Origin of the sequence: Spirillospora sp. NPDC049024, assembly GCF_040649235.1 — a bacterium.
GTDB lineage: Bacteria > Actinomycetota > Actinomycetes > Streptosporangiales > Streptosporangiaceae > Spirillospora.
The window spans coordinates 209,936-233,822 of sequence record NZ_JBEZFD010000011.1 but is presented as its reverse complement, the minus strand read 5'-3'; the positions used below and the strand labels follow the sequence as shown (position 1 = coordinate 233,822).

The window sequence follows — 23,887 nt, the reverse complement described above, 5'->3', positions numbered from 1 at the left end:
GCCTGAGCAATATCTGCCGGCCACGTCCGAAAAATTGGAATAGGGCGATCGGTCGGGATCGAACCGACACCTCCAGGACCACAACCTGGCGTGCAGACCACTACACCACGAACGCCGTATCTCCGGCAGGAATCGAACCTGCGACCTCCGGGTCCGCAACCCGGCGCGCTCTCCACTGCGCCACGGAGACCTGTTCCTTGCGTGCTGAGCGCAGGAATCGAACCTGCCTGCCGCGGCTTATGAGACCGCTGGACGCACCAGCGTCCCTGCTCAGCGCGGAGGGTGCGAGATTCGAACTCGCGCAGGGGTGACCCTGACGACGGCTTAGCAAGCCGCTGCCTTCCCGCTCGGCCAACCCTCCGGAAACGAAAAAAGACCGCCCGTGGTCTTCGGGCGGTCGGCTTCGGGACGTGCGGTTCACGTCCGTCGGCGGCTCCCGAGACCGGAATGGCTGCCGTGCATTCGATGACGTCGCATCGCGGCTCTCCCTTCCGATCCCGTCCGTCGTTCTCCCCTTACGACGTCCATGGTGCCGGGGCGGTTCCGCCCCGGCAACCTGTTTATCTCCTCATTCCTCGAAATCGGTGCCGCGGGAGAGAGGCTCCCAATCGGTGAACTCCTTGCGCGCCCCGGTCAGGGCGGCGTCGACGGCGTCGGCGGCGTCGTTGCCCAGCGGCAGCCGCAGCGGCGTGTCGTCGGCGTCCAGCGCCTTCAGGATCGCGGCGGCGGCCTTGGCCGGGTCCCCCGGCTGCTTCCCGTCGCTGCCCGGCAGGTTCGCCCGGACCGGGCCGACGGTGCCGTCGTACTCCGGCATCGCGGCCGTCTGGTGCAGGCCGCCGCCGGCGAACGACGTCCGGAACGCGCCCGGCTCGACAACCAGCACCTTGATCCCGAACGGCGCGACCTCCTGGGCCAGGGCCTCCGACATCCCCTCCAGCGCGAACTTGGTCGCCGAGTAGGCGCCCACGCCGGGGAAGGAGAACCGGCCGCCCATGCTCGACATCTGCACGACGGCGCCGCTCCCCCGCCGGCGCATGTGCGGCAGCACCGCCCGGACGAGGGCCGCCGGGCCGAAGAAGTGCAGGTCCATCAGCTCGCGCAGCTCGCGGTCGGTGGTCTCCTCCACGGCGCCGACGACGCCTCGCCCGGCGTTGTTGACCAGCACGTCGACACGGCCGTGCCACAGCACCGCGTCCGCGACCACGTCCGCGATCCGCGCCTGGTCGGTGACGTCCAGCTCGACCGCGTTGACCCGGCCCGGGTGGCGCGCGACCAGATCGTCCAGCGCCTCCGGGCGGCGCGCCGTGATCGCGGACGCGGGCAACCTCGGCCGGGCCGCCGAGGCCCTGTACGTCAGCCAGCCCGCGCTCTCCTACGCGCTGCGGAAGCTGGAGGCCGAGCTCGGCGTCCGGCTGTTCGACCGGCACGCGGGCGGCGTGACCCCCACCGCCGCCGGCCGCGACGTGATCGCCGAGGCGCGCCGCACGGTCCGGCAGGCCGACCGGGTCGCCGCCGCCGCGGAGCGGCACCGGCGCGGGCAGACCGGCGTCCTGCGCGTCGGGTTCGAGGCCAGCGGCGCCGGCGAGCTGACGACCCGGGCCCGCGCCGAGTTCGCCCGCGCCCATCCCGGCGTCCGTGTCGAGCCCAAGCGCTTCGACTGGGGCGGCGAGGCCGCCGCGCTCCGCGCCGGGCAGGTGGACGTGGCGTTCGTGTGGCTGCCCGCCGACCTCTCGGGCCTGCACTCGGAGACCGTTCACACCGAGCACCGCGTCGTGGGCCTCCCGGCCGGCCATCGGCTCGCCGCCGCCGAGGGCGTCTCGATCATGGACGTCAAGGACGAGCCCCTCATGTGGACCGAGCGCGCCCCCCGCGAATGGGTGGACTGGTGGGCGGTCAACCCGCGGCCCGACGGGTCCGCGCCGCGCTGGGGCCCCACCAACGACAACGTCGAGGAGATGCTCGAACAGGTCGCCGAGGGCACGGCCATCTGCTTCGCGCCGTCCAGCATGGCGCTGTACTACGCGCGCCCGGGGCTGGTCTGGGTGCCGCTCACGGACGTGGAGCCGCTGCGCGTCGCGCTCGCCTGGGCGGACGGGGGCCCGCTCGTGGAGGCGTTCGCCGCGATCGTCCGCGACCTCGCGGGAGCGGCCGTCAGACGAACGTCCGGGGCGCCTCCACGGCCGCGCTGAGCGCCCGGAGCGCGTGGTAGACGCGGACCTTGACCACGTCGACCGGCACTCCCAGCGAGGCGGCGGCCTCGTTGACCGAGCGGTCCCGGAAGACCGTCTCGGTGAGGATCTCGCGGTGCGCGGGCGGCAGCGCCTGGAAGGCCCGGGCGACCACCGCGGGGCGCATCCGCTCCCCCGGCGAACCGGGGGCGAACGAACCGGTGTCTTTGCCCATTCGCAGTGCCACACCACGAACCTCGCACCGTTCCCCCGCCCCGCCGCCCTCCTTATGGCGCCTTTAAGGAAGCACTGAGGAGGACTTATCCGGCCCCCCGACGGCACGGCCTCAGGCGGTCGCCCAGGGCGCTGTTCACCTGCGGAAACCGATAATGGAGGGCGGCGGCGCCGTCCGCACCTGCGATCGGCGCCGGCCCGGCCCGGCCGCCGGGCGACCGAGGACGCTGGCACGAGCGAGTGAAGTACCAATTTCGGCTATGCCTTGACAAGGGCGATGAGCGTCAAATCTACTATGGGAGCGCTCCCAAATTCGGCGACGGGCGGCAAATGGACGGCTTTGGGAGCGCTCCCACACCGTTGACCTGTGGTTCGGCCTGACCGGCGAGGACGACGAAAGGTCTGCGAAGCAGCCATGACGGTACGAGACGAAACCTCGCCCCCCGAGGCGGCCGGCGACCCGGCGGGGACGGGCGCGGCAGGCGGGTCCGGCGCGGCCGGCGCGGGCCGCTGGGCCCCGCATGTCTGGTGGATCGCGCTCGCCGCGGGCGTCGCGGGCGCCGCGTTCGTCTGGCTCGCGCTGCCGCACGGGCGCGACATCGAGTCGCCGTGGGAACTGGTGGCCAAACTGGTCGTCTTCGGCTGCCTGTGCTGCGCGATCGCGCTGTTCCCCTGGGCCCCGCGGCTCCCGCACTGGGTGCTGTACGCGCCATTCGTTTTCTTCACCGGATACGTCGTCCCGCGCATCAGCGGCTTCTACTACACCGATGCCCAGCGGGCCCACGGCGACAGTTTCTACACGCACGTCTACCTGCTTCTCTATCCCGGAATCGTGCTCACCGCGGGTGCCGCCTACCGGATCGGCGGAGGCTCTCCCGGACGCACCCTGAAAGTGCTCGTGACCGGCATCGTCATCGTCTTCTCGGGCTTTCTCGACCTCATGTGGTACGTCGTCAACCCGGTCGGGATCCCGGACCGGATCGACGCCCCGCACATCAACGTGATCACCGGCGGGCCGATCTCGTTCGGCGCGACGGTCCTGTTCGCGCTCGCCCACGTGCCGATCCTCGTCGGCGTCAACCTGCTGCCCCTGGACCGGTGGATCGGGTACCGGACCGGGGCGGCCCCAGCCCCCGCCGCGCGCGGGACGGAACCGTAGTCCAGTGCAGGGAGAGGACATCGTGCCCAGGGCCACCCCCGTGTCCGGCTCCGCGCCCGGCGCCGTCGCGATCTCCGTCGCGGCGCCGGCCTACAACGAGGCGGAGAACATCGCCGCCGTGGTCGCCGAATGGCGGGCCTACCTGGAGGGGAACCCGCGCATCGCCGACTGGGAGATCGTGGTGTGCGACGACGGGAGCACCGATGCGACCGGCGCCGTCCTGGCCGCGCTCCAGGAGGAGTGCCCGCGGCTCGCCGTCACCCGGTTCGACCGCAACCGCGGGGCGGGCGCCGCCATCGCCGCCGCGATCGCCCGCACCCGGCTGGAATGGGTCGTCCTCCTCGACTCCGACGGCCAGTTCCCCATCGCCAACCTCGACCGCTTCCTCGATCCCGTCCTGGCCGGGAAGGCCAGGGCGTTCTCGGGCGCCAGGATCCGCAAGGCCGACAGCCTGCCCCACCGGTGGGGCTCGGCGGCCAGCGGCGCCGTCAGCAACCGGCTGCACCGGACCCGGTACCGGGACTTCAACTCGGTGTTCAAGGTGGTCCACGGCCCGCTGTTCCGGTCCCTGCGGCTGGAGTCCGGCGGGATGAACTGCTCGACCGAGATCACCGCCCGGGTCGCCGAACTCGGCCACACCTGGGTGGAGATCCCGATCGAGCACCGGGAGCGCGCCGCCGGGGCCCGCGGTTGGCGGTTCTGGGGCGGGGCGCGCGATCGGGCGCTGCTGGTCGGCTATCTCGGCTACCGCCACTGGCTGCAGCGCCGCGGTGTCCTGCGCGCCGAGGCCGGGGACGGACGCGACCCGGCGGCCGGCACGACCGGGCGGGCGTGCGAGGGCGCGGTCCGGGCGGGAGAAGTGCGGTGACCAAGCGGCGGCCGGGCCCGACGCGGGTCGCCATGTTCAGCGGCGGGCGCGGTGGCGCGGGCATCGCACGGCGGCTCCTGCGGACCCCCGGCGTCCGGCTGACCCTGCTCGTCAACGGGTACGACAACGGCCTGTCCACGGGCGCGCTGCGGCGCTTCCTGCCGGGGATGCTCGGCCCATCCGACTTCCGCAAGAACCTGCTGCCGCACCTCGACCCGGCGGACCCGGCCCAGGCGGCGCTCTTCGCCGTCCTCGAGCACCGGCTCCCCGCCGGGACGGCGCCGCGCGACCTCGGCGACCTCGCCGGCGCGCTCGCGGCACCGGAGACCTCCCCGCCGGAGTTCGCCGCGCTGCCGCGGCGCGCCCGCGCGGCGATCACCCGGGACCTGGCCGCCTTCCTGCACCGCCTGGAGGAGGACCCGGACGGGCTCGACCTCGCCGGCTGCGCGCTCGGCAACCTCGTGTTCGCCGGCGCCTACCTGCGCGCAGGGGAGGACTTCAACGCGGCGGTCCGGTCCTGCGCGCGGACGTTCGCGACCCCGGCCCGCCTCCTGAACGTGACGGACGGCGGCGACGCCCACCTCGTCGCGCTGAAGGAGAACGGGCGGCTGCTCGCCGACGAGGCCGACATCGTGGCGCCGCAGGACGCGGCCCGCATCACCGACCTGTTCCTGCTCCGCCGCCCGCTCGGGCCGGCGCAGCGGGACGAGCTCGAGACGCTGCCCGTCCAGCGGATCCGCTGGGTCCTCGCCCGCCGGCGGGCGGCGGTGTCTGCCAACCGGGCGGCGCTGGCCGCGCTGGCGGACGCCGACCTCATCGTCTACGGCCCGGGCACTCCGCACTCGTCGCTGCTGCCGAGCTACCTGACGCCCGGCGTGGCCGAGGCGATCGCCGCGAACCGCGCGGCCGCCAAGGCGTTCGTGGTCAACATCCGCGAGGACCACGACGTCCAGGGCATGAGCGCCCCGGCGCACGTCGACCTAGCCCTGTCCTACCTCGGCGACCCGGGCAACGAGCGGCGGACGGTCACGCACGCCGTCTGCCACCGGCCGAGGACCGGACGGCCGGACGTCCCGGCGATGCCCGGCGACATCGCCGAGGCCGGCGTGCGGACGAACACGCAGTGGATCATCGCCGACCTGGCGGACCCCGGACGGCCGGGGGCGCGCGACGGCGCGCGGACCGCCGACCTGCTCACCCGGCTCGCGGCGGGCGCGGCGTCCGACCCGGCGCTGGAGCCGGCCGGATGAGGGCCGTGCCGGCGCCCGCCGGGGCGCTCGCCGGGCGGCGGGTCTGGCTCTGCGACCTCGACGGGACCCTGGTGGACTCCGGCCCGGCCCACGAGGCCGCGTTCCGGGCCGCGCTCGCCGAGGTCGCCCCCGCGCTGGCCGGCGGCTTCCGGTACGGCGACCACGCGGGCGCGGCGACCGAGGACGTCGCGGCGGCCCTGGGCCTGGCGTCCGGCGACGCCGAGCGGTTCGTCCGGCGCAAGCGGCGGATCTACCGCGCCGGCGTGGCGGCGGGCCGGGTGGCCGTGTTCCCCGGCGCCCACCGGTTGCTCGGACGGCTCTCCGAGCGGGGGCGCGCGGTATACCTCGTGACCGGCGGGAGCAGGGGGTCGGTGGAGCGCGTCCTCGCGGCCGCCTCGCTGCGCCGGTACTTCACGGACGTCTTGACCGGTGACGACGTCCCCTGCGGCAAGCCCGACCCCGCCTTCTACCTGGCGGCCTGCCACCGGTGGGGCGTCGACCCCGCCGACGCGGTCGCCGTGGAGGACTCCGCGCACGGGGTCGCCTCGGCGGTCGGGGCGGGGCTGCCGACGCTCCAGGTGCACGCGGCCGAACCCGCACCGGGCGCGATACCGGTGCGCGGCCTGGAGGACGTTCTCGCCCTCCTCGACCGGAAAGGCGATGGCGATGACCGACGTGCCGGCGACTGACACGGCGAAGAGCGGCGCGCCCGTGCCCGGGGCGGGCCGGGTCTGCGCGGTGATCCCCGCGGCCGGCCGGGGGACGCGGCTCGGCCTCGGGGTCCCGAAGATCCTGCTGGAGCTCGCCGGCGGGGTCACCGTGTGGCACCTGCTCCACCGGCGGCTCCGGCCGGTGGCCGGGCACGTCCACGTCGTCGTCTCACCGGAGGGCGAGGCTCCGTTCCGGCGGGCCGCGGCCGAGGAGATCGCGCGCGGGACGGTGTCGGTGAGCGTCCAGGAGACGCCGGCCGGCATGGGCGACGCGGTCTTCGGCGCCGCCCCGCACTGGGACGGCCACGACACGCTCCTCGTCGTCTGGGGCGACCAGGCGGGACTGTCCACGCGGACCGCGCGGCGGGTCGTGCGGGCGCACCGCCCGGGCGGGCTCACGATCCCCCTGGCGGCGATGCCGGACCCGTACGTCGAGTACGAGCTGGCGGGCGGCCGGCTCCTCCGGATACGGCAGTCCCGCGAGGGCGACGAGTGCCGGCCCGGCGGGCTCGGCGACGTCGGCGTGTTCTGCCTGGGCACCGCGGGGCTCGTGGACGCGTGGAACCGCTACCTCGCCGACGCCGCACGCGGAGACGTCACCGGCGAGGTGAACTTCCTGCCGTTCCTCACCCACCTGTCCCAGGAGGAGGGCCGGGAGGTCACGGTCGTCCCGGTCGCCGACGCCGACGAGGCGCGCGGCATCAACACCAGGGACGACCTGGAGTTCGCCCGGCGGGCGTACCAGCGGTGCGCGGACTGATCCCCCGGACCGGTGCGTGGCGCGGGTTCGCCGCCCACCGCCGGACCGCCGTGCCCACGCTGCTGAGCACCGCGGCCAGCGGCATCTCGGCGGCGACCACGCTGGTCGTCGCCCGGGGCACGGGCGCCGCGCAGTTCGGCCGGTTCACCGTGGTCCTGTCGATCGCGCTGATCGTCACGGTCGGGATGCTGATGAGCCTGCACTACGTGATGCTGCAGGAGCTGCCGCGCCGCGACCCGGCCGGGCATCCGGCCCTGACGACGACCGCGCTGCTGTCCACGCTGGCGCTCGGGGGCGGCGTCGCGGCCGGCGGCGCCGCGGCGTCGCCCGTGCTCGCCCCGGCGCTGGGGGTCGACCCGCGATCACTGTGCCTCGGGCTGGCGCTGGCGCTCGCGATGACGCTGAACCAGCTGACCGAGAGCTTCCTGCGCGGCAGGCGCAGGTACGGGTTCGTGGCCGGGCTCAAGCTCGCCGTCGCCGTCGCCTACCTGTCGGGCTCCGCGTTCTCGCTGCTCGTCCTCGGGATCCGGGACGCCGAGTACTACCTCCTCGCGCTGACCGGCAGCTACGCCGCGTTCAGCGTCGCCGCGCTGACCGGCGTCGAGATCGTCCCGCGCGCCTGGTCGCGGGCGGCGGCGCGCGCGCAGTACCGGCACGGGGCCTACGTCACCGCCATCGCGGCGCTGACCGGCGTCCTGTTCGGGCTCGACGTCATCTTCCTCAACCGCTGGGCCGGGCAGGCCGACGTCGGCGTCTACTCCGTCTACAACGGCTTCCCGAAACGCCTGCTCGGTGTCGTCTTCACCGACGGGATCGGCCTCGCGCTGCTGCCCGCCCTGGCGGTCGCGGACAAGCCCGCCGTCATGCGGCGGATCGCGCGGCTGGCGCCGCTCGTCGCGGCCGGCACCGGGCTCGTGTCCTTCGCGGCGAGCACGGTGTTCTTCTTCCTGCTCCGCGCCGAGTACCCGTACTCGCTCACCCTCATGGGGCTCTCCTCGGCGGGCATCGGCGCGCACGCCGTCTTCAACCTCTACTCCGTCGCCCTGTCCATGGACGGCGTGCGCGGCGCCCGGCTCCTCATCGCGTGCCTGGCGGCCGGCACCCCCGTCGCTCTCGCCTGCCAGGCCGCCTGCATCGCCTGGTGGGGGCTCTACGGGGGGCTCGCCGGTTTCGCGGTGAGCAACCTCGTCCTCGTCGCCGCCGTGGCCGCCGCCGCGGGCCGCGCGTACCGGCGGCCGAGCGCGGCGGACCGTCCCCTGCCCGTTCTGGAGACCGGACATTGAACCGTGAAGCGGCGCCGGACCGGCGCCTGAAGATCGCCTACGTGGTCAACCAGTACCCGCCGAACGTGACGACGGGCCTCGGCCGGTACGTCGAGCTGATCACTCCGCACCTGGCGCGCGGGCACCGGCTCGCGGTGTTCACCCTCAACGCCGGGCGGCAGCCCGTCCACGAGCGGCACGGCTCCGTCACCGTGCACCGGCCCCCGGGGCGGATCCTCGGCGCGGTGAGCAGGCGGCGCCGGCTCAACCGCACCCGCAGGCTGGATTTCCTCCTGCTCACGGCGAACGTGGTGGTGAGCAACTGGCGGTACTTCCTCCGGCTGCGCCGCGCCGCCGAGCGGCCCGACCTGGTCGCCGTGCACGATTCGACGAACTTCCTGTGCGGCCTGCTCTGCCACCACGTCCTGCGGCTGCCGGTCGTGTTCCACGTCCACACCACCGAGTACGGCGTGGCGCCCCGCCGCACCATCGCCGACCCGCTGAACGCGTTCGCGGCGCTCGAACGCCACCTGGGCCGGATCGCGCGCCGCGTCGTCGTGCCGACCCCGGAGGTCCGCGACCAGCTCGCCGCGGCCGGCTGGGACCCGGCGAGGATCGAGGTCGTGCGGCTCGGCGGGACGTTCGAGCCGCTCGTCGCCGGGCTCGACCGGGAGCGGCTGCGCCGCCGGGCCGGCGACCTGCGCGCGCGGCTCGGCATCCCGGCGGACGCGCCCGTCCTGCTGTTCGTCGGACGCCTCGAACGGCAGAAGGGCGTCCACGAGCTGCTCGAAGCGGTGCCGCGGATGACCGAGGCCGTCCCCGGCCTGCGCCTCGTCCTGCTGGGAGAGGGGGACGAGGCCGCGGCGCGGGCCGCCGGGGACCGGGTCCTGACGCGCGGGTTCGTCTCCGGCCCGGCGCTGACGGAGTACTACGCGATGGCCGACGCCTGCGTCTTCCCGTCGCTCTTCGAGCCGTTCGGCCTGGTCGCCACCGAGTCCATGGCGCTCGGCAGGCCGACGATCCTCGGCGCGGGCTTCTCCCGGATCTTCGCCGGCGACCCGGCGCGCCCGGCGGTGCGGTTCGTCGGCGGCACCGGCCCCGCCGACATCGCCGACGCCGTGATCGACGTCATGACCGACCCCGAGGCGCGCCGCGCGCTCGGCGAGCGCGGGGAGCGGTTCGTCCGGGAGGAGCTGAGCTGGACCCGCGCGGCCCGCGAGACGCTCGCGCTCTACGAGGAGTCGGTGTGACCTCCGTCTGCGTGATCGTGCCGTGCTACAACGCGGCCAAGACGCTGCGCCTGTGCCTGGAGGCCGTCCTGGCGCAGACCCGCCGCCCCGACGAGATCGTGGTCGTCGACGACGCCGGCTCCGACGGCTCCGCCGGGATCGCGGCCTCGCTGGGCTGCCGCGTCGTGCGGCTGCCGGAGAACCGCGGCGTCTCGGCGGCCAGGAACGCGGGCGCCGCGGCGACCACCGCCGACGTGCTGTTCTTCCTCGACTCGGACGTGGCGCTGCGCCCCGACGCGCTGGCCAACGCCCTGGCCGTCCTCGACGCGGACCCCGGGTGCGGCTGCGTCCAGGGCGTCTACGAGACCGAGCCGCTCATCGACGACGGCCCGGCCGAGTGGTACCGCGTCCTGCACGCCGCGTTCTGGCGCCGCCGCCACCTCGGCGAGGTCACCGGCCTCGTGTTCGCGCTGGCCGCCGTCCGCCGCGACGTGTTCCAGGCCGCCGGCGGGTTCGACGAGGCGCTCCGCGACTGCGAGGACGTCGAGTACGCGAGCCGGCTGCACGGGCGCTGCCGCGTCGTGCTCACCGACGCCGTCCAGGGCCGGCACGACGACGGGAGCCGGCTGGCGGGGATCCTCGCCGAGCAGTGGCGCCGGGCCGTCCCGCTCGTGCCGCTGCTGCTCGCCGCGGCCCGGCGGGGCGGCGGGCAGCCCGAGCACGCCAACCGCCCGGCCGGCATCCTCGCCGTGGCGCTGGCGCCGGTGCCGCTGCCGCTCGCCGTCCTGCATCCGGCGTTCCTGGCGCTGAGCGCGGCGTGCGTCCTGGCCTTCGCGGTCTCCGACCCGCCGCTCGTCCGGTTCGTCCACCGGCACCGGGGAACCGCGTTCACCGCCTACTTCCTGCTGGTGCACCTGGCCGTGCACGCCGTCCTCGTCTCGGGGATGGCGTTCGGCGCGCTGCGCCTGTTGCGCCGTCCCGCGCGCGCCGGCTGAGCCACCGCACGCCCGCACCGGCGGTCGGGGTCACAGGGTGGGGCGGAGGGGTTCGCCGGAGGCGAGGAGGGCGAGGGCCGCGGCGCCGTAGAGGCCGGCGTCGCGGTCCAGGGCGGTGGAGGAGACGCGCAGGTCGCGCAGGTGCGGCATGCCCGCCCGGACGCCGATCGCGGTGCGCAGCGGGTCGAGGAGCAGGTCGCCCGCGGCCGCCACGCCGCCGCCGATGACGACGTCGCGGATGTCGAGGACGGAGGCGGTGTTGAGGATCGCGGTGGCGAGGGCGCCGGCGGCGCGGTGGAAGGCCGCGAGCGGGATCGGGGCGCCGGCGCGGGCGGCGGCGGCCAGGGCCCGGGCGTCGGGGCGGCCCGTCGCGGGGGCGAGCGTCCAGCCCTGGGCGAGGGCCCAGCGGACCATGCTGGGGCCGCCGGCGATCGTCTCCAGGCAGCCGCGGGCGCCGCAGACGCAGGGCTCGCCGTCGAGGTCGACGATGACGTGGCCGATGTGGCCCGCGTTGCCGGTGCGCCCCGTCCAGGGGCGGCCGTCGATGACGAGACCGCCGCCGACGCCCGTCGACACGACCATGCCGAGCAGGGAGTCGCACTCGTGCCCGCCGCGCCACCACTCGCCGAGCGCCATGCACTGGGCGTCGCCCGCGAGGGTGACCGGGACGCCGGGGACGAGGCGCTGCACGGCCGCGACGAGCGGGTAGCCGCGCCAGCGGGGGATGTTGATCGGGCTGACCGTGCCGGCCTCGGTGTCGATCGGGCCCGCCGAGCCGATGCCGACGCCGGTCAGCCCCGGGCCGGCGAAGTCGGCGACGAGGCCGCGGAGGGTGGCGGTGGGCGCCTGGCCGACGGGGTGCTCGGCGCGGTCGAGGAGCTTCCCGGCGGCGTCGACGCGGGCCACGGCGAACTTGGTGCCGCCGATGTCGAGGGCGAGGACGGTCATGATCCGATCCCCGGGAGCGCGCGGTAGAGCGTGCCGTGTCCGGTGAGGCGGGCGGCGGGGGCGCCGGCGGGGATGAAGGCGGCCTGGCCGCGGGTGAGGACCAGGGCCGGGTCGGCGGTGAGGCGGGCCTCGCCCTCCAGGCAGAGGAGCGTCTGCGGGAGGCCGGCGGGCAGGGCTTCGGGGGTTTCCGTGAGGTCGTGGCGGACGAGGGTGAACTCCTCGGCGGCCGTCCGGTACCGGCGGTCGGCCGTGGGCTCGACGCGGTGCGGCTTGGACGGCGCGAACTCGACCACGCGCATCAGTTCGGGGACGTCGATGTGCTTGCCGGTGAGCCCGCAGCGCACCACGTTGTCGGAGTTCGCCATGACCTCGATCGCGAGGCCGCCGAGGTAGGAGTGGGGCACTCCGGCGCCCAGGAAGAGGGCCTCGCCGGGCTTGAGCCGGACGTGGTCGAGCAGGAGCGCGGCGAGGACCCCGGGATCGCCGGGGTGGGCGCGGGCGATGTCGGCGTAGACGCCGGTCAGGGCCGGTTCGACCGCGTCCTGGACGGCCCTGGAACGCGCGTCGAGCATCTGGGTGAGGACGGTTCGGAGCGCCTCGGCGGGCGGCGCGGTGCGGAGCGTTCCGATCCACGGGTCCAGTTCGGGGACCTTCAGGTCTTCGAGCAGGTCGGCGGTCTCGGCGGGGTCGCGGAATCCGCAGAGGCCGTGGAACTCGGTGAGGGCGCAGACCATCTCGGGCTTGTGGAAGGGGTCCTTGTAGGTGCGGGTGGGGTCGTCGGCGGGGATGCCCTGCGCCTCCTCCTGGGCGAACCCTGCCTCGGCCTGCGCCGCGGTCGGGTGCACCTGGAGCGACAGCGGCCGCTCGACGGCCAGCACCTTGAGCAGGTACGGCAGCGTGGGGCCGAACCGGTCCACGCACGCGGCGCCCAGCATCCCGACCGGGTCGCGGTCGATGAGGGCGCCGAGAGGCGTCCCGTCCACACGGGACGGGGCGGCGGGATGCGCGCCCGCCCACAGCTCGGCCTGCGGGCGCCCGGTCGGCTCGACGCCGAGCAGTTCGGGCAGCGCGGTCCGCGATCCCCAGTCGTAGGGACGGATCGCGGTGGTCAGCGGCAATGGCACCAACCTGCGCGATCTCCTTGCTCGGGGCACCGTGACCGGACGACGGCGCGCGTGAGGGACAGCGTACAAGCGCCGAGGGGCGAGGCGAACGCGGCTCGGTCGGCCGCGCCGCCGTTTTCGAGTGAACCTGGAGGGTCCTCTCAGCGAACTCATAAGCGGGCCCGGTGTGCGATCGGGCGAGCCTTTAGGATGAGCCCCAGGGGGTGGTGGACGTGGGTAAGCACAACAAACCGGCGACGCGGTCGTGCCCCGGCTGCAACGGGACCGGCACCAGTACCGCCACCCATGAGCGGTGCAACGTGTGCCGGGGCACCGGCCGCATCTGACGCCGGGTCACCGCCGCCGGGTCACCGCCGCCGGGTCACCGCCGCCGGATCACCGCCGCCGGATCACCGCCGCCGGATCACCGCCGCCGGATCACCGCCGCCGGATCACCGCCGCCGGATCACCGCCGCCGGATCTCCGGCTCGACCGGCGCCGGCACCGGCACCGCCTCGGGCGCGCGGCGCCGGGCCTGGCCCAGCGCGACGGCGACCGCCCCGGCGCAGGACGCCCAGGCCAGGGCGGCGTACCCGCCCGCCGACAGGACGGCCGTCGACAGCAGGCTCGCGGCCGCTGCGACCATCCAGACGGCCGCGTCGACGGCGCCCTCGACGTGCGGGCGCTCCGGCTCCGGCAGGTCGCGGGCGAGGCGGGCGCTGCCGCCGACGAAGCAGAGGTTCCACCCGTAGCCGAGCAGGAAGAGCGCCGCGACGCGCCCCTGGGATCCGGACGCGACCGCCGCGAGCGCCGTGGACAGGGCCAGGGTGGCCAGGCCCGCGAGGATCACGGGCCGCGCACCGTACCGGTCGGCCATCCGCCCCGTCACCGGTGACAGGGCGAACATGCCGAGCGTGTGCGCGGCCAGCGTCATGCCGACCGCGCCGAGCCCGTCGCCGTGCATGTGCATGTCCAGCGGCGCGGCCGTCATGACGGCGACCATCACGACCTGCGCGGTGACCATCACCACGAGCGCGGAGCGGGCGGCCGGGGTCTGGGCCAGCCTGCGCAGCGGCGGCGGCGAGCCCTGCGCTCCCGCCCGGCCGCCCGGCCCGCCGGTGGCCGCCGCGGCGGCGAGCGCGCAGGTAAGGACGGCCAGCAGGAACGGGCCGGTGAACGGGGGAAGGCCGGCGCCCGCGGCCGCCGCGCCGGACGGGTCGAGCAGCAGCGGCCCGCCGACCGCCCCGGCCGCCGCGCACCACACCACGAGCCCGATGGCGAAGCCGCGCCGTCCCGCGGGGTGCAGGTCGGCCGCCGCGTACCGGGAGAGCTGGGCGCCCGCGTTGCCGAGGCCGAGCAGCAGCATTCCGAGGCACAGCCCCACGACGTCGCCGTTCGCGACCGCCAGGGCGGCCAGGCAGGCGCCCGCCGCCGCCGCGGCGTAGCCGAGCACGAAGGCGCGCCGCCGGCTCGCCCGTACGAGCCGGGTGAGCGCCAGGGCGCCGATGCCCGTCCCGACGATGCCGACCGTGTTCGGCACGCCTCCCCATGCGGCGCCGAGCCGGTCGGCGGCGACCAGCGTCGCGGTGGCGCTCGCCGCGGCCATGGCCGCGTTCATCAGTGCGGTGCCCGAGCAGAGGGCCGCCATCGGGCGGGATCGCTTCTCCATGCTTTAACGCTAGAAATGCCCATGCCCGGATGGAATGGATGATCACTGGCATTCGGCCCATTCTGCTTGTAGTTTGCAAAGCAGATGCGGGAAGGGACTTTCAAGATGGATCAGACCGACTGGAGCATCCTCGCCGAGCTGCAGCGGGACGGCCGCCTGTCGTTCAACCGGCTGGCGTCCCTGGTGAACCTGTCGCCCCCCGCGGTCGCCGAGCGGGTGCGGCGCCTCGAGGAGTCCGGCGTGATCATCGGCTACCGGGCGCGCGTCGACCCGGCCAGGGTCGGCCAGCCGCTGACCGCCTTCGTGCAGATGCGCTGCGCCCACGGCCGCTGCCTGCTCAAGACGTCCGCCGCCGAGGACCTGCCCGAGGTCACCGAGGTCCACAAGCTGAGCGGCAGCTGGTGCTCGATGCTGAAGGTGCGCGTCGCGTCGATGCAGCACATGGAGGGGCTCCTGGAGCGCCTCGGCGAGCACGGCGAGATGAACTCGCACATCGTCCTGTCGACCGCCTACGAGGGCCGCGCGGTGGAACCCCCCGCCCCCGAGACCCGCGCGGTCACGCGGTCGGAGGGCTGGACCCGCTGACCCGGCGGACCCGATCGCCCGCCCGTGTTCACCTCGCTTCGCGGCGCGCACGGGGCCGAAGATGATTCAATCGGGCGTTATGTGGCACTCGTCACTGCGCTCTTCGCCCTGGCGGCAGTGGTATCAGCGGGGCGTCCCCTGGAAGCTCGACATCCCGGACGTCCCCGTCACACGGCTGCTCGACGATGCCGCGGACCGGTACCCGCGCAGGCCCGCGCTGATCTTCTTCGGGCGGCGGATCTCCTACCGCGAGCTGCGCGAGGCCGCGGACCGCTTCGCCGACGGGCTGCACCGGCTGGGCGTGCAGCCCGGCGACCGGGTCGCGCTGATCCTGCCGAACTGCCCGCAGCTGGTCATCGCGTTCTACGGCGTGCTGCGCAGGGGGGCCGTCGCGGTGCAGCACAACCCCCTCTACACCGAGGAGGAGATGCTCCGGCAGCTCGCCGACTGCGGCGCGCGCGTCGCGGTCGTGCTGGATCGTTCCTACAAGACGGTGAAGGCCGTGCGGTCCCGGCTGGGGCTGGAGCACATCGTCGTGACGTCTCTGGTCGACTTCCTTCCGGCCGCGAAGCGGATCGCCCTGCGGCTCCCGCTCGTCCAGGCGCAGCGGCGGCGCGCGGCAATCTCCGCGGACGTGCCGCACGACCCCGGCCTCGTCCCGTTCAAGGAGTTGCAGAGGCCGCCCGCGCGCCGCGTCCGGCAACTGCCCTTGGAGCCGTCGCGGCACCTGGCCGCCATCCAGTACACCGGCGGGACGGAGGGGCGTCCCAAGGGCGCGATGCTGACGCACCGGAACCTCGTCGCCAACGCCTGCCAGCAGCACGCGTGGGACCTCGACGGGCGCCCCGGCGAGGACGTGACCCTGGCGGTGCTGCCGCTGTTCCACTCGTTCGGGCTGATGAGCTGCCTCGTCGCGCCCGTGATGACGGCCGGGGCCGTGGTGCTGCTCCCCCGCTACGACGGCGACCGCGTGCTCCGGGCGATCCGCAAGTACCGGCCGACCATCTTCCCCGGGGTGCCGACCCTGTACGCGCAGGTGCTCGACAGCCCGGGGTTCCGGCCGGACGACCTGCGCTCGCTGCGCATCTTCATCTCCGGCGCGATGGGGCTGACGCAGAGCACGATCGACCGGCTCGAGAAGGTCGGGGCCAGGGGGCTCATCAACTGCTACGGGCTCACCGAGGCGTCCCCGGCCGTCACGGGCAACCCGCTGGGGGGCGGGGCGCGCAACCTCACGGTCGGGCTGCCGCTGCCCATGACCGACGTCGTCATCGTCGACCAGGACGAGCCGACCAAGGTCCTGCCGCCGGGCGGGACGGGCGAGGTCGTCGTGCGCGGCCCGCAGGTGTTCGCGGGCTACTGGAACGCGCCCCTCGCCACGGCGCAGACCCTGTCGAAGGGCTGGCTCCGCACGGGTGACATCGGGGTGATGGACGAGAAGGGTTTCATCACCATCGTGGACCGCCAGCGGGACATGATCAAGGTGAGCGGCTTCACCGTGTCCCCGTCCGAGGTGGAGAAGGTGCTGCGCCGCCATCCCGCCGTGCACGACTGCGCCGTGGTCGGCGTCCCGGACGCGCGGCGCGGCGAGCGCATCATCGCCCACGTGGTCGAACACCCCGCCTACCCCTTCTCCGAGGACGAGCTGCGCCGGCATTGCGAGCGCTTCCTGTCGCACTACAAGGTGCCCTCCGAGTTCCTCCCCCGGACGGAGCTGCCCCGGAACATGCTGGGCAAAGTCGTCCGGCAGCGGCTGCGGGACGAGTTCGCCGCCTCGGCCGCGGAGCGGATGGGCCCCGCACGGAGTGGTTGACTGGTCGGGTGCACACCGGGACCGTCCAGTCGGAGCTCTTCACACGGCTCGTTCAGATCGGCCGCCGCCAAGGCGCGGAGGACGGGGAGCCGGAGACCCTCTACGACCGGCACGGTGTCCTCGTGGTGCGCGTCGGTGACGTGGTGGTGAAGGCGCACCAGGCCGACCGGGACCACGGAGACGCGTTCCTCCACCGGGTCCGCTTGGCGGGCACGCTTCCGGATCTGATCCTCGGGCCCTTGGGGCCCCCGCTGAGCGTGGACGGCCGCACGGTCACGCTCGCCATGTTCGGTGAGCCCGTGGACCCGTCCGGGGAACTCCCCTGGGAGGAAGGCGCCCGGCTCTTGGCGGGCCTCCACTCGGCGCCCGTCCCTGCCGACGCACCGGTGTGGGGACGTCCGACGCGGGTGGCCCGCCTGGTCTCCCGCCTGGAGGACGGCCCCGCCGAGGACGCGGTGCGCCGGGCGTTCGCCACCCTGCCCGCCTGGATACGCGGCGAGGAGGACGAGCCCCCGGGCCGCGGCCGGCGCCTCATCCACGGCGACTGGCATCTGGGGCAGATGGTCCGCGCGCCGGGCGGGCGATGGCGGCTCATCGACATCGAGGACCTCGGCATGGGCGACCCCGCATGGGACCTCGCGCGTCCCGCGGCGCTCTATTCCGGCGGGGTCCTCTCCCCGCACGAATGGGAGCTTTTCCTGGGCGCGTACAGGGAGGCCGGCGGCCCGGCCGTCCCCGCGCAGGGCAATCCGTGGGCGGCCCTGGACGTTCCCGCCCGAAGTCTTGCGATCCAGATCGCCGCCACGTGCGTCATATCCGCGGGGAGGGAAGAGCGTGCACTCGACGGTGCGGAGCAGGCGATGGTCGACGCCTGCGTGAGAATATCCGCGGCGGGGGACGCGGCATGACGTGGCGCGGAACCTGCCCTACATTTAGCCTCTACCTGGGGATCCATACCGGAAGGACGACAAGGCGATGCACTGCCCTAAGTGTCGTGGCGTGATGCGGACCTACACCCGCAGCGGCGTCCACATCGAGCAATGTGACAGCTGCCGGGGCATCTTCCTCGACTACGGCGAGCTGGAGGCTTTGGCCCAGATGGAGTCGCAGTACCGCGCGGCGCCTCCGCCCGCCTCGGCGCCCGGGTGGGGAGCGCCCGCGCCGGCGGTCCACCACCATCACCACGGCGGGCACCACCGCCCGCACCACGGCGGCGTGTTCCACATGCTCTTCTCCACCTGACCGGGCGGCCGCGGCCCGCCCCGGGTGAGGCGGGCCGTGGCTTGCGCACGACCGGTCAGAGGCGCGGGTCCACCGGCTCGGACTCCAGCGCCAGGACGGCGAAGACCGCCTGGTGGACGCGCCACAGCGGCTCCCCGCCCGCGAGCCGGTCGAGGGCCTCGGCGCCGAGCGCGTGCTCCCGCATCGCCAGGGACCGCTTGCGCCCGAGCGACCGGCGGCGCAGCCGGTCGAGGTGCCTCGGCTCGCGGTAGTCGGGCCCGTAGATGATGCGCAGGTACTCCGGGCCGCGGCACTTGATCCCGGGCTGGACCTTGACGCCCTCCGGGAGCGGCCCCAGCGGCTTGACGACCATGCCCTCGCCGCCCGCCGCGGTGAGCTTCTCCCACCACTCGGTGGCCGCGGCCTCCGACTCCGGCGACCCCAGGTCGACGGTCATCGCACCCGTCCGCCGGACGAGCCCGCTCGCGTCGCTCTCCGCGAGCCGCCCGGCGACGGCCATGTGCCACTCGTGGTCGCGCAGGCCCGCCCAGACGCGGCCTTCCCCGGCGAGGACCTGGAACGGCGCGTAGCGCAGGCCGGTCAGCCCGTCCACCGTCCAGCAGTAGCGCGCGTACGCGTCGCGGAACCGGAACGCGTTCGCGGCCCGCCGGTCGATGTGCTCGCGCAGGTCGCCGACGTCGAGGCCGCGCCCCTCCGCCCGTGCCAGCACATCGGCCGCCACCGGCAGGGCGGCGCAGGCCGCCGCGCCGGTCGCCGCGTACTGCGTGCGGATGAGGTCCATCGCCTTCGCCGACCACGGCAGCAGCTCGCCGTCGAGGACGAGCCATCCGGTCTCCAGCTCGTCCCACAGCCCCGCGGCGCCGATGGCGGCGCGGAGCCGGTCGAGCACCTCGCCGGTTCGGGACGGGTCGCGGAAGAAGGAGCGCCCGGTGCGGGTGTAGACGGCGCCGGTCGTCCCGTCGGCCACGCCGAAGCGCTCCGCGGCCACCGAGGCGTCGCGGCACACGACCGCCACGGCGCGCGAGCCCATGTGCTTCTCCTCGCACACCGTGCGCAGGACGCCCTTCTCCCGGTACGCGGCGAGGGCCTCGGCCGGGTGCTCCAGGTAACCCGGCAGCGACGACGTCTCGGCGGGGGCCATGGTGGGCGGCAGGTAGACGAGCCAGCGCGGGTCGACGGCGAACCGGCTCATCACCTCCAGCGCGGCCAGCGCGTTCTCCTCCCGGACGGAGACGCGGCCCATCAGGCGGGTCTCGACGCCCTGGTTCCCGAGGACGTCCCCGATGTTGAGGACGTCGTTCTCCCGGTGACCGCCCGCGCTGCCCGCGGCCGGCGCCTCCAGCGGACGCGTCGGCTCGTACCAGACCTGCCGCGCCGGAACCGACACCAGCTCGCGCTCCGGATACCGCAGCGCCGTCAGCTTCCCGCCGAACACCGCGCCGGTGTCCAGGCAGATGGTGTTGTTCACCCATTCCGCCTCCGGGACGGGCGTGTGCCCGTACACGACCATCGCCTTGCCCCGGTAGTCGCGCGCCCACGGGTACCGCACGGGCAGCCCGTACTCGTCGGTCTCCCCGGTGGTGTCGCCGTAGAGCGCGAACGAGCGGACCCGTCCGGACGCGCGGCCGTGGTAGTCCTCCTTGAGCCCGGCGTGGGCCACGACGAGGCGGCCCCCGTCCAGGACGTAGTGGGCGATGAGGCCGTCCATGAACCGCAGCGCGTCGTCGCGGAAGCCCTCGTCCTCGGCGGCGAGCTGCTCCAGCGACTCGGCGAGCCCGTGCGCGGTGCGCACCTTGCGCCCGCGCAGCGCGCGGACGAGCTTCGCCTCGTGGTTGCCCGAGACGCAGAGGGCGTCGCCGGCGGCCACCATCCCCATCACCAGGCGCAGCACACCCGGTGTGTCGGGCCCGCGGTCGACCAGGTCGCCGACGAAGACGGCGGACCGCCCGCCGGGGTGGTTCGCCCCCACCGCGCGGCCCTGCGCGTCCCTGAGGATCTCGTAGCCGAGGCCGGCGAGGAGGTCCTCCAGCTCCGCGCGGCAGCCGTGCACGTCGCCGATGACGTCGAACGGGCCGGTCAGCTCGCGCCGGTCGTTCCACGCCTTCTCGTACCGGATCGTCGCGGCGTCGATCTCCTCCGGGCCGGTCAGGAGGTGGACGCGGCGGAACTCGCGGCCCAGCGACCGCATGCCGCGCCTCAGCTCGCGCCGCTGGCGCGGGATGACGTGCGGGGCGAGGTCGCGGTCCGGCCGCCCGGCGTTGCGCTCGGCGGCGAGGCTCTCGGGGACGTCCAGCACGATCGCGACCGACAGGACGTCGTGCTCCCTGGCCAGCCGCAGCAGCGACTCGCGCGCCTTGCTCTGCACGTTGGTCGCGTCCACCACGGTCAGCAGGCCGCGCCGCAGCCGCTTGCCCACGATGTAGTGGAGCAGGTCGAACGCGTCGCCGGTGGCCGACTGGTCGTTCTCGTCGTCCGACACGACCCCGCGGCAGAAGTCCGAGGACACCACCTGGGTCGGCTTGAAGTGCTTGCGCGCGAAGTGCGACTTGCCCGACCCGGACACGCCGACGAGCACGACGAGCCCCATCTCGGGGACCTTGATCTCGGTCATCGGGTGAACACTCCCATCTGCGTCGGCGCGCCGACCTCGGGGTCGTCGTCGCCGACGGGCACGTGGCGGACGCGGTAGCCGTGCTCGGCGGCGACCCGGTCCGCCCAGGCGCGGAACTCGGCCCGCGTCCATTCGAAGCGGTGGTCGGGGTGGCGCATCGCCCCGGGCGCCAGCCCCTCGTAGCGGACGTTGTGCTCGGCGTTCGGCGTCGTCACGACCACCACGCGGGGCGCGGCGTGGCCGAACACGACCCGCTCGACGGCGGTGAGGCGCGGCGGGTCGACGTGCTCGATGACCTCCATCAGCACGGCCGCCTCGTAGCCGCGGAACCGTTCGTCCGCGTAGGTCAGCGCCCCCTGGAAGACCTCCCGGACGCGGGCGCTCTCGCGGTGCGGCTGCTTGTCCAGGCCCGATCGTTTGTCCAGGCGCAGGCGCCGCGAGGCGTGGCCGAGCGCGCGGTACGAGACGTCCGATCCGGAGAGCTCGCTGAAGAACTCGTCCTTGGCCAGCCGGGCCAGCAGCTTCCCGGACCCGCAGCCGAGGTCGATGACCCGGCGGGCGTTCTCGTCCCGCAGCGCCTGCTCCACCGACCGGAGGCGCAGTTCCGAGAGCGGGACGGGCGCGTCCTCCGGCGCCGCCTCTTCCTGGCCCTCCTCGGCGGGGGCCTCCTCCTCGACCTCGATCGGGTCGAGTTCCTCGTCGGGCGCGTCCTCGGCGTCGGCGAGACGCCCGAGCGCGCTCCGGACGAGGGCTCGCCGGTTCGCCAGGTAGCGGCGGGTGATGGAACCGCGGTCGGGATGCGCGGCCAGCCAGCCCTCCCCCGCCCGGATGAGCTTGTCGACCTCGTCGGGCGCCATCCAGTAGTGCTTGGCGTCGTCCAGAACGGGGAGCAGCACGTAGAGCTGGTTGAGGGCGTCGGCGAGGCGCAGCGTCCCGGTCAGCGTGAGCGTCACGTACCGGGAGTCGCCCCAGTCGGGGAAGTCCGGGTCGAGCGGGACGGGCACGGCCGACACGTCCCAGCCGAGCGGGGCGAAGAAGCGCTCCGCCTGGCCGGGGCCGCCCCTGCACGGCAGGGCCGGAAGGACGATCTCCAGCGGGATCGGCGTCTCCGCGAGTTCGGGGCGCAGGTCGCAGCGGCCGCGCATGGCGGTGCGGAAGACGTTCGCCATGGCCGACGCCAGAAGCGACGACGCCGCGTACGGGCGGTCGTTCACGTACTGGCCGAGTGAGAAGTCCGGCGTGCCTCTGCCGCGCGTGCGCACGAGCTCGACCGGGTCGACGTCCAGCAGCAGGGCCGCCGTGCAGCGCTGCTCCTCCACGTCGGGGTAGAAGACGTGCGCCGTGCCGTAGGACTGCTCGAAGCGCTGCACCCGGCCCGGATGCTTGTGCAGGAGGAAGCCCAGGTCGGTCGCCTGGCTCATGGTCGTGGTGATCGTCAGAAGCACGCCCCAAGTGTGGCTGAACGCACCGGACACCCCCATTGATTTTCTGGCGGCGCGGGCTCAGGGCACCGAGGGGCCTTTCACGAACCGGCGCTTGCCGTCGTAGGGCCAGCCGTTGATCCGGCAGCCCTTCAGCCCGAAGATCTGCTGCTGCATGACCGGCGCGAGACGGCCGGGCCCCGCGCACGTCATGTGGCCGAACCCGAGCCGGTGACCGACCTCGTGGTTGATGGTCAGCGCGTGGTAGTGCTCCGGCCGGCCGCGGTAGTAGGTGGTGAGCAACAGCCAGCGCTTCAGGTTGACGACGACCTGCTTGCCCGCGCTGCAGTTCACCTTGCCCTCGGTCGTCATGCCGTAGGCGCCGCAGATCTTGTCGACGGTGCCGGGCGAGGCCAGTTTCACCACGAAGTCGTACGGGCCCGAGCTGACGCGCTTGAAGGCCCACCGCCCGCCTGCGGTCCATCCCTTGGGGTCCGCCAGAATGGCGTCCACGCTTCGCGCGAAGGCCGCAGGGTCCTGCCGTAGACCGCCCTCTACTTCGACCATGTAGCGCATGAGCTTGCCGTGCCCGTGGACCCTGCCGCTTGAGGTGGGACGGGTGAACCTCCCGGTCCCGTTGGCGGGGATGTACGGGGGGCGCTTGGGCTTGACGATGGGCGGGGAGGACGGCTCCGTCTCAACCCTGGCCTGGCTTCCCTGCCCCCGCGCCTCCCCTTCGCCGCTCCTGGGGGACGTCGCACCGGACACTCCGGAACTCGGCCGCAGGTACCAGGCGAGCGCCCCGCCGGCCCCGATCACCAGCACGAGCGCCACGACCGCCGCGACCAGCCCGTACACCCGGCCCCGGCGCGCCCGCTCGAACTCCGCATCCAGGTCGGGCATCCCCCTGCCGGATCCGCCGGTACGCGCTCTGGTCCGCTGCATCGTCGGCCCAGCATGCCAGAAATGATCTTTAAAGGGTTTGCGACCGGGTTTCCCGGGCCAGCAGAATCCAAGGCGACATGAGCAGACATCCCCGCCGGACGACCGCGCAGGAGACCGTGGCCGTCCTCGAACGCGGCGACTACACGGCCCCCTCCGGGCGCACCGTCTCGATCGCCGACGACCTCGCCCGCGCCGTCCAAGGCACCGTCCTGTACCGCCCGGGAGAGCTGGACACGCTTCTCAAGAACCTCCCCGCGTCCCGCGGCGGCCGCGAGACCCTCATCGAGGTCACCGGCGAGACGACGCTCGCCGCCGCGCGGCGCCTGTGCGCCCCGGGGACGACGCCGTTCGCGCTCAACTTCGCCTCCGCGAAGAACCCGGGCGGCGGGTTCCTGAACGGGGCGCACGCCCAGGAGGAAGGGCTGGCCCGCTCGTCGGGCCTGTACAGGTCGCTGCGCTCGGCCAGGGAGTACTACGACTTCCACCGCGCGCAGGGAGACCTCCTCTACAGCGACCACATGATCTACTCGCCGGACGTGCCGGTGTTCCGGGACGACTCCGGGCGGCTGCTGGAGGAGCCGTACGGCGTGACGTTCCTGACCTCGCCCGCCCCGAACCGCGGCGCGATCCGGGACGCCGCCAAGGCCGAGCAGGTCCCCGCGGTGCTGCGGCTGCGCGCTCGCAAGGTGCTCGCCGTGGCGCTCGCCAACGGGCACTCCCGGCTCGTCCTCGGCGCGTGGGGCTGCGGAGTGTTCCGCAACGACCCGGCCGAGGTCGCCGAGGTGTTCGCCGAGGCGCTGCGTCCGGGCGGGGCGTTCGCCGGCCGGTTCGAGCACGTCGTCTTCGCCGTGTGGGACACCGCCGCGGGCGCCCCGAGGCACACGGCCTTCCAGCGCGTCTTCGCCTGACCGTCCT

General features: G+C 74.2%; 22 protein-coding genes and 4 tRNA genes. 14 read left to right on the top strand and 12 right to left on the bottom strand.

Annotation, left to right across the window (positions count from 1 at the left end; genetic code table 11):
• Window positions 1–42: 42 nt before the first annotated feature.
• The 5 genes from AB0C21_RS22090 to AB0C21_RS22070 form a co-directional block, all read right to left on the bottom strand.
• Window positions 43–116, bottom strand: a tRNA-His gene (locus tag AB0C21_RS22090).
• 1 nt (window position 117) lies between these two features.
• Window positions 118–190: transfer RNA gene (locus tag AB0C21_RS22085), tRNA-Arg, on the bottom strand.
• A gap of 12 nt (window positions 191–202) precedes the next feature.
• Window positions 203–275 (bottom strand) — tRNA-Met (locus AB0C21_RS22080).
• 1 nt (window position 276) lies between these two features.
• Window positions 277–361 (bottom strand) — tRNA-Ser (locus AB0C21_RS22075).
• Between the two features lie 207 nt (window positions 362–568).
• Entirely contained in the window at window positions 569–1,324 is a 756-nt protein-coding gene (locus tag AB0C21_RS22070; RefSeq protein WP_500206518.1) for an SDR family NAD(P)-dependent oxidoreductase, read from the bottom strand.
• On the opposite strand from AB0C21_RS22070, the gene AB0C21_RS22065 reads away from it, so the two are divergent.
• A complete protein-coding gene (locus AB0C21_RS22065; protein WP_500206517.1) occupies window positions 1,305–2,189 on the top strand; it encodes a LysR family transcriptional regulator in 885 nt (294 codons plus the stop codon). The two genes, AB0C21_RS22070 and AB0C21_RS22065, sit on opposite strands and share 20 nt — an antisense overlap.
• Here AB0C21_RS22065 and AB0C21_RS22060 read toward each other — a convergent pair.
• Entirely contained in the window at window positions 2,152–2,415 is a 264-nt protein-coding gene (locus AB0C21_RS22060) for a sigma factor-like helix-turn-helix DNA-binding protein (RefSeq protein ID WP_500206515.1), read from the bottom strand. The two genes, AB0C21_RS22065 and AB0C21_RS22060, sit on opposite strands and share 38 nt — an antisense overlap.
• A gap of 402 nt (window positions 2,416–2,817) precedes the next feature.
• On the opposite strand from AB0C21_RS22060, the gene AB0C21_RS22055 reads away from it, so the two are divergent.
• The 8 genes from AB0C21_RS22055 to AB0C21_RS22020 are packed head-to-tail and all read left to right on the top strand — an operon-like array spanning window position 2,818 to window position 10,635.
• Window positions 2,818–3,561: a hypothetical protein gene (locus AB0C21_RS22055; RefSeq protein ID WP_500206514.1), complete on the top strand. Its 744-nt coding sequence runs from the start codon at window positions 2,818–2,820 to the stop codon at window positions 3,559–3,561.
• A 22-nt stretch (window positions 3,562–3,583) separates the two neighbouring features.
• Entirely contained in the window at window positions 3,584–4,429 is an 846-nt protein-coding gene (locus AB0C21_RS22050) for a glycosyltransferase family 2 protein (RefSeq protein WP_500206512.1), read from the top strand.
• Entirely contained in the window at window positions 4,426–5,679 is a 1,254-nt protein-coding gene (locus tag AB0C21_RS22045; RefSeq protein WP_500206510.1) for a 2-phospho-L-lactate transferase CofD family protein, read from the top strand. The genes AB0C21_RS22050 and AB0C21_RS22045 overlap by 4 nt, the downstream gene beginning before the upstream one ends.
• Complete coding sequence (locus tag AB0C21_RS22040) at window positions 5,676–6,368, top strand: HAD family hydrolase (RefSeq protein WP_500206508.1); 693 nt, start codon at window positions 5,676–5,678, stop codon at window positions 6,366–6,368. The genes AB0C21_RS22045 and AB0C21_RS22040 overlap by 4 nt, the downstream gene beginning before the upstream one ends.
• Window positions 6,346–7,149: an NTP transferase domain-containing protein gene (locus AB0C21_RS22035; RefSeq protein ID WP_500206507.1), complete on the top strand. Its 804-nt coding sequence runs from the start codon at window positions 6,346–6,348 to the stop codon at window positions 7,147–7,149. Before AB0C21_RS22040 ends, AB0C21_RS22035 begins: the two co-directional genes overlap by 23 nt.
• Window positions 7,137–8,432: a lipopolysaccharide biosynthesis protein gene (locus AB0C21_RS22030; protein WP_500206505.1), complete on the top strand. Its 1,296-nt coding sequence runs from the start codon at window positions 7,137–7,139 to the stop codon at window positions 8,430–8,432. Before AB0C21_RS22035 ends, AB0C21_RS22030 begins: the two co-directional genes overlap by 13 nt.
• Window positions 8,429–9,661 (top strand): glycosyltransferase family 4 protein, encoded by a 1,233-nt coding sequence (locus AB0C21_RS22025; protein ID WP_500206503.1) that lies wholly within the window; start codon window positions 8,429–8,431, stop codon window positions 9,659–9,661. The genes AB0C21_RS22030 and AB0C21_RS22025 overlap by 4 nt, the downstream gene beginning before the upstream one ends.
• Entirely contained in the window at window positions 9,658–10,635 is a 978-nt protein-coding gene (locus AB0C21_RS22020; protein ID WP_500206501.1) for a glycosyltransferase family 2 protein, read from the top strand. The genes AB0C21_RS22025 and AB0C21_RS22020 overlap by 4 nt, the downstream gene beginning before the upstream one ends.
• A gap of 30 nt (window positions 10,636–10,665) precedes the next feature.
• Here AB0C21_RS22020 and AB0C21_RS22015 read toward each other — a convergent pair whose 3' ends face one another.
• From AB0C21_RS22015 to AB0C21_RS22005, 3 genes are all read right to left on the bottom strand, one after another.
• Window positions 10,666–11,583, bottom strand: a complete 918-nt coding sequence (locus tag AB0C21_RS22015; RefSeq protein WP_500206499.1) for an ROK family protein — start codon at window positions 11,581–11,583, stop codon at window positions 10,666–10,668.
• Window positions 11,580–12,707: a mannose-6-phosphate isomerase, class I gene (manA, locus tag AB0C21_RS22010; RefSeq protein WP_500206497.1), complete on the bottom strand. Its 1,128-nt coding sequence runs from the start codon at window positions 12,705–12,707 to the stop codon at window positions 11,580–11,582. The genes AB0C21_RS22015 and manA overlap by 4 nt, the downstream gene beginning before the upstream one ends.
• A 445-nt stretch (window positions 12,708–13,152) precedes the next feature.
• Window positions 13,153–14,355: an MFS transporter gene (locus AB0C21_RS22005; protein WP_500206495.1), complete on the bottom strand. Its 1,203-nt coding sequence runs from the start codon at window positions 14,353–14,355 to the stop codon at window positions 13,153–13,155.
• A gap of 105 nt (window positions 14,356–14,460) precedes the next feature.
• Between AB0C21_RS22005 and AB0C21_RS22000 the strand changes: the two genes are divergently transcribed.
• From AB0C21_RS22000 to AB0C21_RS21985, 4 genes are all read left to right on the top strand, one after another.
• Window positions 14,461–14,940 (top strand): Lrp/AsnC family transcriptional regulator, encoded by a 480-nt coding sequence (locus AB0C21_RS22000; protein ID WP_500206493.1) that lies wholly within the window; start codon window positions 14,461–14,463, stop codon window positions 14,938–14,940.
• Between the two features lie 79 nt (window positions 14,941–15,019).
• The gene (locus AB0C21_RS21995) at window positions 15,020–16,753 is read left to right on the top strand and encodes an AMP-binding protein (protein WP_500206491.1); all 1,734 of its coding nucleotides are present in this window, start codon (window positions 15,020–15,022) and stop codon (window positions 16,751–16,753) included.
• Between the two features lie 8 nt (window positions 16,754–16,761).
• The gene (locus AB0C21_RS21990; RefSeq protein WP_500206489.1) at window positions 16,762–17,661 is read left to right on the top strand and encodes a phosphotransferase family protein; all 900 of its coding nucleotides are present in this window, start codon (window positions 16,762–16,764) and stop codon (window positions 17,659–17,661) included.
• Window positions 17,662–17,728: 67 nt separating this feature from the next.
• The gene (locus tag AB0C21_RS21985; RefSeq protein WP_149262329.1) at window positions 17,729–17,995 is read left to right on the top strand and encodes a TFIIB-type zinc ribbon-containing protein; all 267 of its coding nucleotides are present in this window, start codon (window positions 17,729–17,731) and stop codon (window positions 17,993–17,995) included.
• A gap of 55 nt (window positions 17,996–18,050) precedes the next feature.
• Here AB0C21_RS21985 and AB0C21_RS21980 read toward each other — a convergent pair whose 3' ends face one another.
• Genes AB0C21_RS21980 through AB0C21_RS21970 form a run of 3 tightly spaced genes read right to left on the bottom strand, consistent with a single transcriptional unit; the run spans window position 18,051 to window position 22,930 of the window.
• On the bottom strand, window positions 18,051–20,606 hold the full coding sequence (locus tag AB0C21_RS21980) for a polynucleotide kinase-phosphatase (RefSeq protein WP_500206488.1): 2,556 nt from the start codon (window positions 20,604–20,606) through the stop codon (window positions 18,051–18,053).
• Window positions 20,603–22,051: a 3' terminal RNA ribose 2'-O-methyltransferase Hen1 gene (locus tag AB0C21_RS21975; protein WP_500206486.1), complete on the bottom strand. Its 1,449-nt coding sequence runs from the start codon at window positions 22,049–22,051 to the stop codon at window positions 20,603–20,605. The genes AB0C21_RS21980 and AB0C21_RS21975 overlap by 4 nt, the downstream gene beginning before the upstream one ends.
• Before the next feature lie 57 nt (window positions 22,052–22,108).
• Window positions 22,109–22,930, bottom strand: a complete 822-nt coding sequence (locus AB0C21_RS21970; protein WP_500206485.1) for a DUF3152 domain-containing protein — start codon at window positions 22,928–22,930, stop codon at window positions 22,109–22,111.
• A gap of 119 nt (window positions 22,931–23,049) precedes the next feature.
• Here AB0C21_RS21970 and AB0C21_RS21965 point away from each other — a divergent pair, with 119 nt between their 5' ends.
• Entirely contained in the window at window positions 23,050–23,880 is an 831-nt protein-coding gene (locus AB0C21_RS21965; protein ID WP_500206483.1) for a TIGR02452 family protein, read from the top strand.
• Window positions 23,881–23,887: the final 7 nt, after the last annotated feature.